The organism is Kiloniella laminariae (assembly GCF_027214005.1).
GTDB lineage: Bacteria > Pseudomonadota > Alphaproteobacteria > Kiloniellales > Kiloniellaceae > Kiloniella > Kiloniella laminariae_A.
In genome coordinates this window covers 44,044-59,970 of sequence record NZ_JAPWGY010000001.1, presented here as the reverse complement: position 1 = coordinate 59,970, position 15,927 = coordinate 44,044, and the positions used below count along the sequence as shown (strand labels likewise).

Annotated in this window: 10 protein-coding genes; 2 read left to right on the top strand and 8 right to left on the bottom strand. The window is 51.9% G+C overall.

What is annotated here, in order from left to right; all coding sequences use genetic code 11:
- Window positions 1–19: 19 nt before the first annotated feature.
- From O4H49_RS00275 to cysD, 7 genes are all read right to left on the bottom strand, one after another.
- Window positions 20–2,440, bottom strand: coding sequence for an acyl-CoA dehydrogenase (locus tag O4H49_RS00275; protein ID WP_269421404.1), 2,421 nt, complete (start codon window positions 2,438–2,440; stop codon window positions 20–22).
- Window positions 2,441–2,482: 42 nt separating this feature from the next.
- A complete protein-coding gene (locus O4H49_RS00270) occupies window positions 2,483–4,810 on the bottom strand; it encodes a 3-hydroxyacyl-CoA dehydrogenase/enoyl-CoA hydratase family protein (RefSeq protein WP_269421403.1) in 2,328 nt (775 codons plus the stop codon).
- Complete coding sequence (locus O4H49_RS00265) at window positions 4,807–5,949, bottom strand: thiolase family protein (protein WP_269421402.1); 1,143 nt, start codon at window positions 5,947–5,949, stop codon at window positions 4,807–4,809. Before O4H49_RS00265 ends, O4H49_RS00270 begins: the two co-directional genes overlap by 4 nt.
- 89 nt (window positions 5,950–6,038) lie before the next feature.
- Window positions 6,039–7,766 carry a long-chain-fatty-acid--CoA ligase gene (locus O4H49_RS00260; protein ID WP_269421401.1) on the bottom strand — a complete coding sequence of 576 codons (1,728 nt, stop codon included), beginning with the start codon at window positions 7,764–7,766 and terminating at the stop codon, window positions 6,039–6,041.
- Window positions 7,766–10,126 carry an alpha/beta fold hydrolase gene (locus tag O4H49_RS00255; protein WP_269421400.1) on the bottom strand — a complete coding sequence of 787 codons (2,361 nt, stop codon included), beginning with the start codon at window positions 10,124–10,126 and terminating at the stop codon, window positions 7,766–7,768. The genes O4H49_RS00260 and O4H49_RS00255 overlap by 1 nt, the downstream gene beginning before the upstream one ends.
- 332 nt (window positions 10,127–10,458) lie before the next feature.
- Window positions 10,459–12,357 (bottom strand): sulfate adenylyltransferase subunit CysN, encoded by a 1,899-nt coding sequence (gene cysN / locus O4H49_RS00250; RefSeq protein ID WP_269421399.1) that lies wholly within the window; start codon window positions 12,355–12,357, stop codon window positions 10,459–10,461.
- Window positions 12,357–13,250, bottom strand: a complete 894-nt coding sequence (gene cysD, locus O4H49_RS00245) for a sulfate adenylyltransferase subunit CysD (protein WP_269422260.1) — start codon at window positions 13,248–13,250, stop codon at window positions 12,357–12,359. The genes cysN and cysD overlap by 1 nt, the downstream gene beginning before the upstream one ends.
- 485 nt (window positions 13,251–13,735) lie before the next feature.
- Here cysD and O4H49_RS00240 point away from each other — a divergent pair, with 485 nt between their 5' ends.
- Window positions 13,736–14,413 carry a D-glycero-alpha-D-manno-heptose-1,7-bisphosphate 7-phosphatase gene (locus tag O4H49_RS00240; protein ID WP_269421398.1) on the top strand — a complete coding sequence of 226 codons (678 nt, stop codon included), beginning with the start codon at window positions 13,736–13,738 and terminating at the stop codon, window positions 14,411–14,413.
- A gap of 27 nt (window positions 14,414–14,440) precedes the next feature.
- Here O4H49_RS00240 and O4H49_RS00235 read toward each other — a convergent pair whose 3' ends face one another.
- Entirely contained in the window at window positions 14,441–15,007 is a 567-nt protein-coding gene (locus O4H49_RS00235) for a D-sedoheptulose-7-phosphate isomerase (protein ID WP_269421397.1), read from the bottom strand.
- A gap of 257 nt (window positions 15,008–15,264) precedes the next feature.
- On the opposite strand from O4H49_RS00235, the gene O4H49_RS00230 reads away from it, so the two are divergent.
- Entirely contained in the window at window positions 15,265–15,876 is a 612-nt protein-coding gene (locus tag O4H49_RS00230) for a YceI family protein (protein ID WP_269421396.1), read from the top strand.
- Window positions 15,877–15,927: the final 51 nt, after the last annotated feature.

The following is a 15,927-nucleotide window of genomic DNA, read 5'->3' as shown; positions in this document are numbered from 1 at the left end:
GACTGGGATAGCAGAACGATCAGCCTTTCAGCTTTTTATAGGCAGCAGGTGTAAAGGAATCAACTTCGATCACTGCGTCGGCCAAGGCCTCTGCAGCCTGTAACTCCTTGAACTCTTCTGCGGTGATGATGCCCTCTTTCGCAGCAGCTTCATGAAGCTCTTCCCGGGGAACCCCTTTCAGCTTTCCAGCTTTGCGGGCATCGCGGATACGATCATCAAGAACCGCTACTTCAAGCACTTTGGCATAAGCCTGTTCCAGTGCCCCCAAAGCTTCATCACTGTCCTTGGACACAGCCAGATCAGCCGCCAAACGATCACGTCCACCCTTTTCCCCCATGACCCTGCGGGACAGTTCCAGACTTTGCTCGTCTTTCGGTCCATGCGCTGTTCGCCCCAGTATAAAAGTCCGCAGACGCAACAGTGTTCCCAGATACCTGACCGGATAGTTATGGGTGATGGTAATCAAGGCCTGTTCAATCTGCTGGAAAGCATAGGCACAGAACCAGTCAAGATAGATCTGGTCGTCTTTCTGTGCTCCTTCATCTTCAAAGCGTTTGATCGCGGCTGTCGCCAGATAAAGCCAGGACAGGGCATCAGCAAGCCGACCACTCAGGGTTTCCCGCCGTTTCAGACTGCTGCCCAGCACCAGCATCGAGACATCCGCCAATAGAACGAAAGCCGAGCAATAGCGTGTCAGTCGCTGTTTGTGTCGCCGCGAGGCCTTCGGGCCAGTAACTTTGATAAAGCATCCGCCGGTCAGGCCATCAAGGCCGGCACGTACAGCATTGCTCGCAGTGAAATTGATATGTCCCCAGAAAGCTTCATCAAAAGCATTGAGATCATTTTTTGCAACTGACTGTAATTCCTGTGGCACAAACGGATGACCGCGGATTGAACCTTGCCCGAAGATAATCATGGAACGGGTCAGGATATTTGCCCCTTCAACCGTGATCGCAATGGGAATGCCATCATACGCCCGGCTCAGAAGATTTCGTGGCCCCCGGCAGATCGCTGCGCCCCCGAGAATATCCATGGCATCCAGAAAAATCATGCGCATGTTTTCAGTCAGGTAGGCCTTGGCAATGCCGGAGAGTACCGAAGGACGTTCCCCCGCGTCCACTGCCGCACAGGTCAGCCGCCGTGCCGCATCCATCCCATAGGTCAGGCCACCGATACGGGCGAGCCGTTCTGCCACTCCTTCAAACTTGCCAATGGGTGTGCCGAACTGGCGGCGCACTGTGGCGTAGGCCCCACTGACCCGGGTGGAGAGCTGCGCGGCCCCAAGCGACAGGGACGGCAGAGAAACCGAGCGTCCGGCAGCAAGGGATTCCATCAACATGCGCCATCCCTGGCCCACGCCCTTTTCACCACCGATAACCCAATCCAGCGGAATAAAAACATCCTTGCCTTCGATCGGACCGTTGGGAAATGGCACTCCCATGGGATCATGGCGTTTGCCAATCGTCATTCCTTTGGTCTCGCGTGGGATCAGGGCACAGGTAATCCCCAGATCCTTTTTCGTGCCAAGCAGTCCATCAGGGTCATGCAGCTGGAAAGCCAGCCCAACCACCGTTGCAACTGGGGCCAGCGTAATATAACGCTTGCGCCAGTTAAGGCGGATACCAAGCACTTCCTTGCCTTCAAACTTTTCCTTGCACAGCACACCGTTACTCTGGATCGACGCCGCATCGCTGCCTGCTTTGGGCTCTGTCAGGGCGAAACAGGGCATCTCCTCACCTCGCGCAAGGCGGGGCAAATAATATTTCTTTTGTTTATCTGTGCCGTAGTGCAGCAGTAGCTCGGCAGGACCGAGGGAGTTTGGCACCATGACGATGACCGAGAGCGGCAAACTGCGGGAAGAAAGCTTCAGGACCACAGCAGAATGTGCCTGGGCAGAAAAGCCGAGACCACCATATTCCTTGGGAATAATCATGCCAAAGAACTTCTGGTCTTTCAGCTCCTGCCATATCTCCGGTGAAAGATCGCGATCCTGGGCGACCTTCCAGTCATCTGTCTTCCGACAAATTTCCTCAACTGGCCCGTCGAGAAACGCCTGTTCCTCGGCAGTCAGCCCGGTAACATTGAACTCACTGAGTCTTTTCCAGTTCGGTCGTCCGGTAAAAAGCTCGGCATCCCACCAGACAGTTCCAGCATCCAGTGCCGTCTGTTCGGTTTCGCTGATCACCGGCAGATTGCGCCGGACAATTTTCATCAAAGACCTGGTTAAAAGGCTACGCCTTAGACTGTGCATCCCAAAAATCAGAGAAAGCGATCCCGTCAGGATAAGTACCAATCCGGTAAGGACAGGCGATGCTCCACTAAAGTGCCCCCCCGCAATAAGAACCAGTACGGCTCCAATCCAGGCCCAATATCCCCGGCCGAGATACAGCAGGGTTCCCAGAACCAGAATAGCAATCAGAATTGCCACTACCATCGTCATCGCCTTACTCCCATCTTTCCTGAAACCTTTTGCTCAGAACAATCAGTTTCGGAGAGGTTTGCCCGTTTTCAACATGTGATTGACCCGCCGGATCGTATCCGGGTGTCGGCAAAGCTTGTGAAAAGCCTTGCGTTCCAGCTCCAGCAACGTCGCCTCGCTGACCGTTCTCGTCATATCAGTCTCCCCCCCGCTCAGCACCTCTGCCAATGCAGCAGAAACCACCACATCATGCGCTGTTGCCTTGCCCGATTGGTGGAACCCCGAGACAGCCAGATCCAGAGCCACCCGGCCGCTTGGACCGGGAAGAACAATATCAAGAGGCTCGGGAGCCACATAACCTTCAGCCAGTTCCAGCGCCTTTTCTTTGGCATCGGCAAGGACTCGCTCCCGGTTCATGGTAATACCATCCGTCTTACGCAGAATTTTCATCTCGCGGGCTTCTTCCGCTGATTTGGCAACCTTGGCCAGACCAATTTGCTCAAAAGCCTGGGCCACCGGCGGCATCGGTCCCTGAGGACCATCAGTTGACGTTGCCCAGCGGCAGAGGATCTCCTTGCAGCCCCCCCAGCCCGGTATAATGCCGACACCAACCTCAACCAGCCCGGTGTAGGTTTCCGCATGAGCCTGAACCGCATCACTGTGCAGCAAAAGCTCACAAGCGCCACCAAGAGCCATCCCTGACGGTGCAGAAACCACAGGGAAAGGGGCAAACTTCAACGCCTGATAGGTGTCCTGCCCCTTACGCACCATATAATCAATAAAGGGGAAAGCCCGCAGCTTGGCCGCAACCATTAAAAGGCCGATATTCGCCCCGACTGAAAAATTTGATCCGTCATTATAGACAACAAGGGCTTTATAATCGCTGGCAATAATCTGGGGGATCGCCCGTTGCATCATGCTCAGGCTCCAGAGATTAAGCGAGTTCATCTTGCTGTGAAACTCAAGTCCCATAACACCGTCGCCAAGATCCCAGAGTGACGCAGAAGGGTTGCTGTCGACAGGGCCGCCCCGAGCTTTAACATCCTCCAGCTTCAGAACACCCGGGCGCTGCAAAAGCTTTCGGTAGCTGCCCTGCATAGAAAGCAGTTCTCTCGTGCCGTAACGAACCCGGTAAAATCCGTGTTCTTCTGCCTGTTTGAGAACCGGAGGAACCTTCTGTCCGTCGACCTCCAGATTATGCACAAGCCAGGCGGTTCCTATCTGGTCCATCAGCTCAAAAGGGCCATACTTCCAGTTATAGCCCGACTTCATGGCTTCATCTATTGCCGCAATATCCTCTGTCACCTCCGGCACCAGCGACGCCGCATAAGCCAGTGTACGGGACATTACAGCCCAGGCATAACAGCCTGCATCACTGGTGTCCTGCAACACCTTGCGAGGATTTTTTGTTCCCGCTTTTTTAACCACACCAACCCGTGGTCGCGACGCTTCGCTATACTCACCAGTTACCAGGTTAATTGCCTCTTTTACCTTGTCCGGACTATCAGGGCGCAAGCGATAAAATCCGCCCTTGCCCTTCCGCCCGGTATAGCCCTGCGCGATCATTTTCTTGATCAGTTCGGGTTCGCGGTAAACCTTGTGAAAATCATCTTCTGGCGACAAATGCTTGGCCATCGATCCCAGTACATGCGGCATCAGGTCAAGACCAACCATGTCGAGCAGGGCAAAAACTCCGGTCTTCGGAATACCAAAAGGACGGCCGATCACAGCATCAGCGACCTCAATGGAAATACCGCGATCCATTGCCTCGACCACCGCGCATTGCAGCCAGAAAATACCAATCCGGTTACCGATAAACCCCGGGGTATCCCGACAAACCACCACACCTTTACCCAGTGAACGATCACAAAAAGAACTTACTTTCTCAAGCAAAGCCTCGGGGGTTTCTTTACCGCCCACCAGCTCAAGCAGGCGCATGTACCGCGGCGGGTTAAAGAAGTGGGTTATCAGGAAATCACGACAGAACTTTTCCGGCATCCCCTCAATCAGATCACTGCGCCGCAAGGTCGAAGTGTTGGACGATACCACGGAACCGCTTTTGCGGTGTTTTTCCAGATGGTGATAAAGCTTCTGCTTGATCTCGATATTTTCAATAATTGCTTCAATGATCCAGTCACACTCTGCCAGCTTGTCGACATCGTCCTCGGTATTTCCGGGGGTAATCAGTTTCATCTTGCGTTTGTGCATCAGCGGAGCCGGATCGGTTTTGAGCAGACGCGCAACGGCATCACGGGCAATCGAACTTCTGTCTTCGCCCTCACCTGGCCGATCAAGCAGAAGGACTTCAACCCCGGCATTGGCAACCTGCGCGGCGATCCCCGCCCCCATCACTCCTGCGCCAATAACGGCAACTTTTCCTATTTTGCTCATTCAGCTGCCTCCAGCACGGTCGCGATTCCCTGCCCCCCACCGATACACTGGGTTGCAAGGGCAAACCTGCCGCCTTCACGTTTGAGCAACTGGGCCGCTTTTCCGGTGATGCGGGCGCCCGTTGCCCCCAGAGGATGCCCCAGCGCAATCGCCCCGCCGTCAATGTTGATCTTGGCCGGGTCAAGATCGAGATCGGACATACAGGCCAACGCCTGACTGGCAAAGGCTTCGTTCAGTTCAATAACATCCAGATCCTTGATCGAAATACCCGCACGCTCGACAGCCTTTTTTGTCGCAGCTACCGGACCAATACCCATAATTTCAGGCGCACAGCCGGCCACGGCAATGCTGCGGATTTTTGCAAGAACAGGCAAAGAGTTCTGTTTTGCATAGTCGGCAGTACAGACAAGAACCACCGAGGCTCCATCCGTCAGCGGAGATGAACTTCCCGCTGTCACACAGCCTCCTTCACGAAAGGCAGGAGAAAGAGATCCCAATCCCTCAATTGTACTCTCGGCACGGATGCAGCCATCCTGTTCAATCACAGCTCCGTCCGGGCCGGTAATGGTAACAATCTCTTCCTTAAATCGCCCTTCTGATTGGGCTTTGGCTGCTTTTTTATGACTTTGAAGAGAGAAAGCATCCTGATCCGCCCGGCTCATGCCGTACTTGTCGGCAACGTTTTCTGCTGTTTCACCCATCGAAATAAAAGCTGGCGGGAAGCTTTTGGCCAAAGCGGGATTAAGCAGCGGGTTATACCCCATCATCGGCACCCGGGTCATGGATTCAATACCGGCACAGATATAGGCCTGCCCTGCTCCCATGGCGATTGCCCCTGCTGCCATATGGATTGCCTGCATAGAAGACCCGCAGAAATGATTGACTGTTGCACCGCCAACCGACTGGGGTAAATCGGCAAGAAACACTGCCAGCCGGGCAATATTCAATCCCTGTTCCCCTTCGGGAAAAGCACAGCCCATGAAAACTGCCTCGATGTCCTTCCCGGCAACACCGGTTTTATGAACCAGCCCCCTGATCACCTGCGCCACCAGATCATCCGGTCGCACCCGTGCCAGCGCGCCCTTGTTGGCGAAGTGGAAGGGAGAACGTGCATATCCTGCCAATACAATATCTACCATCTTGGTTTCCCTGGCTTAATTAAGGCTCAAATCAGAACGGACGCCGGATGGGCCCGTCATTCGTGGTTTTGCTTAGAGAGAGGCAGAACTCAAGAAGTCCCATCGTCACTCCCTTTCAAATCGTGTTTGCTGTCGCTTCTTCCCCTGGCAGCATCCTGTTCTTCCTGCCGGAGCTCTTTTTTTGACAGTTTGCCAATCATGGTTTTTGGCAACTCCTTGCGAAACTCGACAATCCTTGGGCGTTCAATGACAGAAAGATATTTCTGCAAGAACTCCTGCAAATCCGCTTCGCTCAGCTGCTGTCCTGCGTGTAGTTTGACAAAGGCCTTGGGGATTTCTCCATGCTCCTTGTCAGGCACGCCAATCACCGTGACTTCTGCAACGGCGGGATGGCGATTGATTGCTTCTTCTATGTTGCGAGGATAGACATTATAGCCGTTACAAAGGATCAGATCCTTGAGACGGTCAAGCAGGAAGACGTAGCCTTCCTTGTCCATATAGCCAATATCACCGCTGCGTAACCGGCCTTCGCAGATGGTTTTTTCTGTTGCTTCGGAGTTGTGCCAATACTCGGTCATAACCTGTGGGCCAGTGATGCAAAGCTCCCCTTTGTCTCCTTTGGGCAACAGCTCAAAGGGAGCTTCAGGAGACCGGATTTCCAACAGCGTTCCCGGCATGGGCAGACCAATCGATCCTTCCTTGTTCTGTCCGGCAACCGGATTGCAGGCACAGACCGGGGACGCCTCGCTCAACCCGTATCCCTCAACCAGCACACACCCCGTCAGCTCTTCAAAACGGTGCTTGCAATCCAGTGGCAGGGGCGCTCCTCCAGAGATACAGTATTTGATCGAGGAAAGATCATACTGATCAACCACCGGACTGTTGTTCACGGCATTGTATAGGGTCGGCACCCCCATCATCAAAGTCGGTTTCAACCGGTCAATGGTTTTGAGCATCTGCCCCAGCTGAAAGCGTGGCAACAGGATGATCTGTGCCCCGAGAGAGATTCCCATATTCAGGACGGTCGTCATGGCAAAGACATGAAACAGAGGCAGCACGCCGAGTATGCGCTCTTCACCAGGGACTGCATTGGAAAACCAGGCAGTCACCTGCTCTGTATTTGCCATCACATTGGCATGGGACAAAGCCGCACCTTTCGGAGCACCTGTCGTTCCACCGGTATATTGCAAAACGGCAAGGTCTGCTGGTTTGACCTCTACCGGGTAAGCCCCGTCCAGGCTGGAAGCCAGATCTTCAAATTCCAGAATTTGCGGTCCTGTCGGGTGAGATACCTTGTGGAACTGCAAAAGGGAAAAAAGCGCCCCTTTAAGTATTGGCATTGCCTGGGACAGGCGACAGATTACCACTTTACGTAACGGTGTCCGCCCCAGCTGTTTGATCGCTTTTTGACAGAGCTCCTTAATGTCAATTGTGATCAGAACCTCGGCCCCACTATCCTTCAACTGGTGTTCCAGCTCGCTTTCCGCATAAAGCGGATTGCTGTTCACCACCACGGCTCCTATTTTCAGAATTGCGTAGTAGCTGACGACGAAATAGGGAGAGTTCGGCAGGAACAGAACAACCCTGTCTCCCTTTTTCACGCCTTGGCGCTGCAAGCCTGCTGCAACCCGGTGTACCTGATCCAGAATTTCTCGATAGCTGTAATCTCGCCCGAGAAACTCGACACAGGAATTCTGGCCAAAAGCCAAAGTGACCTGCTCCAGATTTTCATACAGGGATCTGTTGCCAGGCCGTACCGGATCTTTGCGAGCCACAGCACTCAGTGGCGTACGTCCCATATGAGAGGAAAGCCCCATCAGACAACCTCACTTTCAGCTTTTGGGCGACTCAACTCAGAGCCACCAAGACGCTCACCTCCGTCCTTCCCGAAATCTTCGCTCCTTGACGTTTCAAGTTCAGAAAGGAAGGAGACAATCTCGGCGCGGCAGCCGCCTATATTCTCATAAAGAATACCGTGCCGTTTGGACGGTATCATCTTTAACTCCTTTGCCTTTGACCCAATCAGCTCAAACACACTGTTGATTCCCCGTGCATCAACGATGGGATCATCCGTTCCCTGCAACAGCCGTACCGGGCAGCTGACATCTGGAAGGCGAGTCAGAAGCTGTTGGCGAAGCTGGTGCAATTCATAGGCAGTGCGTACTGGTACATTCTGATAATTCACGTTGGGGTGTTCCGCGGGATGGGAGCGGAAAATTGCTTTTTCCTCCAGCTTCGGTACCCAGCTGGCCAAGCGCTCAAATCCCTGGGCAAGATGGGCAAGAACCAGGTTCCGGGTCTTGAATTTCCAGGGCACTGAAATCGCCACCACTCCGGCAATATTTGGGGGGTGGGTCGCAGCCTCATAGAGAGAAAGTGATCCGCCGGTCGCGAAACCGACGATCACAATTTCATCGACAAAGCAGGAAAGGATTTCCCGCCCCCGGCTGACCGAGGCTGACCAGTCCTGCCAATGCCGATCCCGGAGATCCCAGGGGGATGTTCCATGTCCTTTGAGGCGAAGGCCCATAACCGGAAAACGTTTGTCTGCCAGTTCCTTGCCAAAATCATCCATTTCAGCCGGTGATGCCAGAAGCCCATGGACCAGAAGCACACCGATTTTTTTTGGTTTATCCGGTAAAACAAGAAACGGTTCCGGTTTGGCGAAGGCGGTCTCTTTTGCATTGGTCTCACGGTATTGCTCTTTGAAAAAGGTCTTTCGATCGCAATCCAGCGAAAGTATTTCGTCATCAAAAAGTAACAACGCCATATCTTGTAATGTTACTGTCTCGGCCTCATCCATCGCCTCTTTTACATGCGTGATCGCCTGATCAATCGGTGTGACCTCATTGGCATAGACCAGGATCAGATTTTCGAGACGCACACGATTAAAACTACGGGCATCCATGACCGAAGCTGAAAAACCATAATTCTTTCCCTCAAAGGTCAGGTGCTCGACACAGCCTTCCGAGGCAAAAAATTTATCCAGCACCGGGCAACTATCGCCGTTCCATAGATTCCAGTAATTCTCAGGCTTGCTGAGGCTACGATGCAGATGAACTTCTGTATCTTTCTGACATCGCTTTATGCTGAGATAGAGTGCCTGATGGAACCGTTTTTTGCTGACCTGTAGTTGTCCCTTTTGTACAAACTCTCTGATCAGAGCCGAGGCAAGATGGTGCAAATTAACGGTCACTCCCGCATAGATCGCCTCCATATAGTAATCCCTCAACCGATTGGTTCCCCGAGAGGTACACATCTTGAACATACGTTCGTTTAAGGTGTCCGCCGTGGCGTTGAGAGAAAAGAAATCATCCAGGGAGTTGATCTGGCTAAAGAGGCGGGACAGCATAATCTTTTCCCACCAGCGCCAGACCTGCTGAACCTCAAGAGGGCGGCTGACACGAATATCCATGTCGCAATCCTTGAGCAGGATGTTCGCCTCGATCAGGACTTCCTCTACCATCCGGGGATGATTACCCTTGCTGAGAAACTCCGCACTTCTGCTGAGAATATTGTCACTGGCCCGAATAGGATAGAAAGTGATATTTGCCGGAATAATCTCTGTCGGTTTGCTCGCCACAGCAAGCAAGGCCTCGGTGGATTTGATATTCAGCGCCCGGGCCCAACGTTCCAGCCTGTCGTGTTCACCCTTTTCGAAGACAGAAAGAACCCGTTGTTTGAAAAGCTCAACCGTCAAAGCAAGAATGGCGGCTCCGGTGTGGTGCTTGCGTCTCTTCTGGGCTGTCGGAGAAAAAATGCTCAGCTCCCCGCCCGGTCCAACAACCTGCTTGTCTTTGATCATTCCTCCTTCAGGAAAAATGATAACCTTGTGCCCGCGCATGATTTCCGCCGCCAGAAACGGGAGCAGCCGAGGGTGATTGTGAGGAACAGCACCAACACCGTAGAGAAACTTGGCAAAGTTTTCATTGCTTTCGAACAGCTCTCCCGATGCGACACAGCGACAATAGCCACCCGTGGCTTCATGGATCAGGTACTGCGGTATAATCGTTTCGAAACGGGCGAAATGGTTGAAGAGATAGATATCGCCACCAGGAAAATCACCATTTTCATCATGAAGCTTGATATTGATCCCCAACCGACGCTTCATGAGAGAAAAGGCCCTGACACACCAGTCGTAGGTTGGCTTGAAGTCTAGGTCCTGCTCTGTATTCATCGCCCCACTCAAATAACAATGATTATCAGGGAATTTTTGGTCTCACCAAATACCGATACTATATGGTCAAGATTAACCTACTCACTTATAAACCAGTTTCACGCTAAGATGGTTAAGATTCCCGGAATGATGCCCTTGAACTTCAGTAAAACACACTTCTGGCTAAGGTAGTGTTAAAATACATGCTCCACTACCTGATTTTCCATCACGATTCCCCCATCGCAACTCCTTATACAAAGGCATAAACGACAAAAGGCTGTTGCCCTGTACGGGGCAACAGCCTTTTGCTACATAATGTAGGCACAAAGCCTCTGTGCATTCCAGAAAATGCGCTAGATAAAGCCCTTCTCTTTCAAAGCTGCAATAACCTGATCTGCGAGAACTTCAGGTTCCGCACTTCCGCCTGCCAGAACGATCTCGGCATTTTCAGGGGCCTCATAGGCTGAATCAATCCCGGTAAAGTTCTTGATATTTCCTGCCCGTGCTTTTTTGTACAGTCCCTTGGGATCGCGCTCTTCACAGACTTCAAGCGGAGTATCAACAAAGACTTCGATAAACTCCTGCTCTCCCATTAGTTCGCGTGCCATGCGCCGCTCGCTGCGGAACGGAGAAATAAAGGAGACCAGAACCAGCAATCCTGCATCGACAAAGAGCTTGGCAGTTTCCGAGACGCGACGGATGTTTTCGACCCGGTCGGCATCGGTAAAGCCCAGATCCTTGTTCAAACCGTGACGGACATTGTCCCCATCAAGGGTGTAGGTGTGTCGACCTTCCGCAAAAAGCTTCTTCTCAACAAGGTTGGCAACGGTGGATTTTCCAGCACCGGACAAACCGGTAAACCAGAGAACGCAAGGTTTCTGTCCCTTCTGCTCGGCCCGTTTATCCTTGTTGATATCCAGCTCCTGCCAGACAATATTGCTGGCCCGGCGCAGGCCGAAATCAATCATCCCGGCCCCAACAGTCGCATTGCTGTAACGGTCGATCAGAATAAATGAACCGGTTTCGCGGTTGTCCTTATAAGCATCAAAGGGAATGGCGCGATCAAGAGCCAGATTACAGACCCCGACTTCATTCAGCTCCAGCTTTTTGCCTGCCTGCTCTTCCAGCGTATTCACATTGACCTTGTGATGCAGATCAGAAATCACCACCGGTACAGTAGTCGCAGCGGTTTTCAGCAGATAAGACCGTCCGGGCAACATGGCATCTTCCTGCATCCAGAGAATATGCGCACGCAGCTGATCACTCAATCCAGGCATTTCATCTGCTTTGGAAAGGACATCGCCCCGACTGATATCAATCTCGTCGGCCAGGGTTATGGTGACAGCCTGTCCGGCAATCGCTTCTTCCAGATCGCCATCAAAGGTAACAATCCGCTCAACTGTCGAGGCCTTGCCAGAAGGCGATACAGCGAGCCTGTCACCCGGCTTGATCCGACCAGTAGAAATCGTGCCGCTAAACCCGCGGAAATCCAGATTAGGACGGTTAACCCACTGGACCGGCATCCGGAAAGGCGTCTGGGTCAAATCGGAAATCACATCAACCGTTTCCAGATGCTCCAGCAATGTTGGCCCCTGATACCACTCCATCAAAGTGCTGTGCACAGTGACATTCTCGCCTTTCAGCGCAGAAATTGGTGTTGAAATGATATTCGGAATGTTCAGCTTCTCGGCAAAAGCGAGATACTCTTTCACAACCTCGTCATATCGGGCCTGGGAATAGTCGACCAGATCCATCTTGTTGACCACCAGAACCACGTTCTTGATGCCCAGAAGTGATACAATGTAGCTGTGACGACGGGTCTGAGTCAGGACCCCTTTACGCGCATCGACCAGGATCAGGGCCAATTCGGCTCCCGAAGCACCAGTGGCCATATTGCGGGTGTACTGTTCATGTCCCGGCGTATCGGCAACGATAAACTTGCGCTTGTCCGTCGAGAAGAAACGATAGGCCACATCAATAGTGATACCTTGTTCGCGTTCTGCCTGCAGACCGTCAACCAACAGGGCCAGATCGATATCGTCACCTGTTGTCCCGACTTTTTTACTGTCACTTTCCAGCGCCGAAAGCTGATCTTCAAAGATCAGTTTTGAATCAAACAGCAAACGCCCGATCAGGGTGGATTTTCCATCATCGACCGACCCACAGGTGATAAAGCGTAACAGGCTTTTATCTTCCTGCACCTTGAGGTAGGCGAGAATGTCTTCAGAGATAAGTTTGTCTTTATGGGCCATCAGAAGTAGCCCTCCTGCTTTTTCTTTTCCATGGACCCGGCCTGATCGTGATCAATCACGCGGCCCTGTCGCTCGGAAGTCGTTGTGAGAAGCATTTCCTGAATAATGTCAGGCAAGGTGTCAGCAGTGGATTCAACCGCTCCAGTCAGGGGATAGCATCCCAGTGTCCGGAAACGTACAGAGCGCAAGGATGGCGTTTCACCCGGTTTCAGCGGCATACGGTCATCATCCACCATGATCAGAGCGCCATCACGTTCGACGACAGGGCGTTTTGCTGAATAATACAAAGGCACAATCGGGATATTTTCACGATAGATATATTGCCAGATATCCAGCTCCGTCCAGTTCGATATGGGGAAGGCTCGAATGCTTTCTCCGGGTTTGACCCGGGCATTATAGATATTCCACAATTCAGGCCGCTGGTTTTTCGGGTCCCAGCGATGACTCTCTGAGCGGAAAGAGAAAACCCGCTCTTTTGCCCGTGACTTTTCCTCATCACGTCGTGCGCCACCAAAGGCAGCATCGAACTTGTACTTGCTCAAGGCCTGTTTGAGAGCCTCGGTTTTCATCACATCGGTATAGAGAGCAGAACCATGGTCAAAGGGGTTCATTCCCTTGTTTCGACCTTCCTCATTGGTGTGAACGATCAGGTCAAAACCGTATTCGCTGGCGATCTTGTCCCGGAACGCAATCATCTCCCTGAACTTCCAGGTGGTATCCACATGCAGCAATGGGAATGGTGGCTTTGAAGGATAGAATGCCTTGCGCGCCAGATGCAGCATAACGGCAGAGTCCTTGCCGATGGAATAGAGCATCACCGGATTGCGAAATTCAGCGGCAACTTCCCGGATGATATGGATGCTCTCGGCTTCCAGCTGTTTTAAATGTGTCAGATAGGGATCACTCACCGAAATCTCCGAACCCTGCCAGTCAGTCAGCAGGCCATAAAAGTACATTTACTGCCTGTCAGCGTCCACTCTCTCGACAGAGGTCATGGCAGCAGACGTTTGTTCAGGCTTACGTTGTTTTACAGATCTTGGGCTCGATCGAACTGGATCTCCCCCGCCACTGGTTGAAAATAGTATGTAACGTGAATTACACAAGAATAAAAGCAAAATATTTTTATATTACATTTTTAAAATGTTATTTGTTAATTTCATACAACATAAATTAAAACAAATAGATAACATAATTTATTTCGAAAAAAATTATCGAACATGCAAATTCGTCATGAATTAATTACAATTTAACACATAATAATTGTATATAAATATGTATGTCACCAGCAAAGAGATAGAGAAGAAACTGTCTTCCTGCCCGAGGGAACGCTATAAATGCGGACGAGACAGGCCAACACCCAATCCAGCGACAGGAAGCAATGCCTCAAGACTTTATCTCTCCCGACTTCCCCTTTGTCAGTTCCAGCGGAATCTGGGAAGAACTGCGTGTACCGAAATTATCGGCCGTGACAGAACCCAGGCCCGCCCTATTCCTTGATCGTGACGGAGTGGTTGTTGAAGAGGTCAATTACCTTCACAGAGCCGAAAATCTGACCCTGATCGCCGGAGCAGCCGAAGTTATCGCAAAAGCCAACGCCTTGAAGGTTCCAGTAGTCATCGTGACCAACCAGGCTGGCATTGCCTATGGATACTTTGGCTGGCAAGAATTTGAAGCCGTTCAGAACAAGCTGCACAGGGAACTGGCAGCATCAGGTGCCACAATAGACGCCGTCTACGCCTGCCCTTTTCACCTCAAAGGCGAAACGATCTGGAGCCGGGCCGAGGATCACGAAGCAAGGAAACCCAATGCCGGCATGCTGACCCGGGCCCAGAAGCAACTGAACCTGGACCTTCGCAATTCATGGATCGTCGGTGACCGGGATACCGATATTCTCGCAGGAAAAAAAGCCGGGCTTGCTGGCGGGCTTCATGTCCTCACCGGACATGGAAACCGCCCGGGGGAAAGAACGGCTGCCTTACAGGCGAATACTCCTGCCTATCAGGTTACGACCGGAAAAGACCTGCGGGCAGCTCTGGAGCTCCCGCTTCTGAAATAAAAAGCGCGTCTTTGCCGGGAATGGAATCTAGCGCACACTGCAAAGACGCGTTTCAGTAACGCCACACAGATAATGCCCGACGGCAATGTGCATTTCCTGAATATGATTGGTCGTGTCCGAAGGAACCTTGATACAGAGATCACATTCTTCTGCCAACTGGCCGCCACCTTTGCCAGTAAACCCCATCACCTTGATGCCCATCTTCCGGGCGACTTTTACAGCCGCCAGAATATTCCCGCTGTTGCCGCTGGTTGTGATGCCGACAAAAACATCACCGGCTTTGCCCAAACCGCTCAACTGCCGCGCAAAAACCTGCTCGTACCCATAATCATTGGCAATCGCTGTCAAGGCAGAACTGTCGACGGTCAAGGCGATTGAAGGCAAGGATTCCCGCTCCAGAATATAGCGTCCAACCAGCTCTGCTGCGAGATGCTGGGAATCAGCAGCCGACCCTCCATTACCGCAGAAGATGATTTTATTGCCATTTTTCAGGGCCTCAACCCAGATGTCTGCAGCCTGTACCATTACCCCTTCCAAAGCCCCAAGGGCTTCAAAATTCCGGGCGACAGTCTGGCAATAACTTTCAAAAGACACGCCTTATCCCCAACAGTTGTTTTACAAAACTTGTCCGCAACAAATGCACAACACCGTATGGTTTATCACCGCCCTACCGTTCTTTCCAGTGGGGAACAGTCCCCGGATCACGAAATTGTTGTTTCCCCATGCACAGACTGTTTCCCGGGAGTGTCATTGACGGAACCACTCCTCCATCCCTAAGTAAGCAGCAGTAAGTGCAACAACAATTACTGTTTTTGACCTATTTGGAACAGCCACATACAGGGGAGCCTTAAATGCTCAAGATCTCGAAAAAATTGACCTCCGTTGCTTTCGGAACCGCTCTTGTGGTCTCCGCCGTATCCGCTCAGGCTGCTGAAACCTTCAGCTTTGACAAAGGCCATACCGAAATCAACTTTGCCTATAACCACGTTGGCATGTCGACACAGTCCGGTACATTTGATGACTACGACGGCACAGTGACCATTGATTTCGAAAAGCCGGAAAACAGTCAAATCGATGTTGTCATCAAATCAGCAAGCATTGATACAAACGTCGAGGAACTTGACGCGCATCTCAGCAGTGGTGACTTTTTCGATGCCGCAAAGTTTCCCGAAATCACCTTCAAAAGCACCAAAGTCGTACAGACAGGTAAAAATTTCTATGCTGTCACAGGCGACCTGACGATTAAAGACACAACCAAACCGGTTACTCTGCAGGCAACACTGAACCATCATGGCGATCACCCTTTGGCGGCCTTTGTTCCGTCCTATGCCGGTGCACCATATGTCGCCTTCTCGGCAAAAGGCTCCATCCTTCGCAGTGATTTTGGCGTTGGCGGTTTTGCTCCGCTGACTTCCGATGTTGTGACCCTTAACATTGAAACCGAAATGCGCCGCGCGGAATAACTCCACGCCTACGAAGAAGAATAAAACTGACAAAGGGCGCTTATATCAGCG

Bases quoted from the DNA above. Each gene is read 5' to 3' on its own strand.
- O4H49_RS00230 (WP_269421396.1), top strand. From the start codon at position 15,265: ATGCTCAAGATCTCGAAAAAATTGACCTCCGTTGCTTTCGGAACCGCT.
- O4H49_RS00255 (WP_269421400.1), bottom strand. From the start codon at position 10,126: ATGAATACAGAGCAGGACCTAGACTTCAAGCCAACCTACGACTGGTGT.
- O4H49_RS00260 (WP_269421401.1), bottom strand. From the start codon at position 7,766: ATGGGGCTTTCCTCTCATATGGGACGTACGCCACTGAGTGCTGTGGCT.
- O4H49_RS00265 (WP_269421402.1), bottom strand. From the start codon at position 5,949: ATGGTAGATATTGTATTGGCAGGATATGCACGTTCTCCCTTCCACTTC.
- O4H49_RS00270 (WP_269421403.1), bottom strand. From the start codon at position 4,810: ATGAGCAAAATAGGAAAAGTTGCCGTTATTGGCGCAGGAGTGATGGGG.
- cysN (WP_269421399.1), bottom strand. From the start codon at position 12,357: ATGGCCCATAAAGACAAACTTATCTCTGAAGACATTCTCGCCTACCTC.
- O4H49_RS00240 (WP_269421398.1), top strand. From the start codon at position 13,736: ATGCCTCAAGACTTTATCTCTCCCGACTTCCCCTTTGTCAGTTCCAGC.
- O4H49_RS00275 (WP_269421404.1), bottom strand. From the start codon at position 2,440: ATGACGATGGTAGTGGCAATTCTGATTGCTATTCTGGTTCTGGGAACC.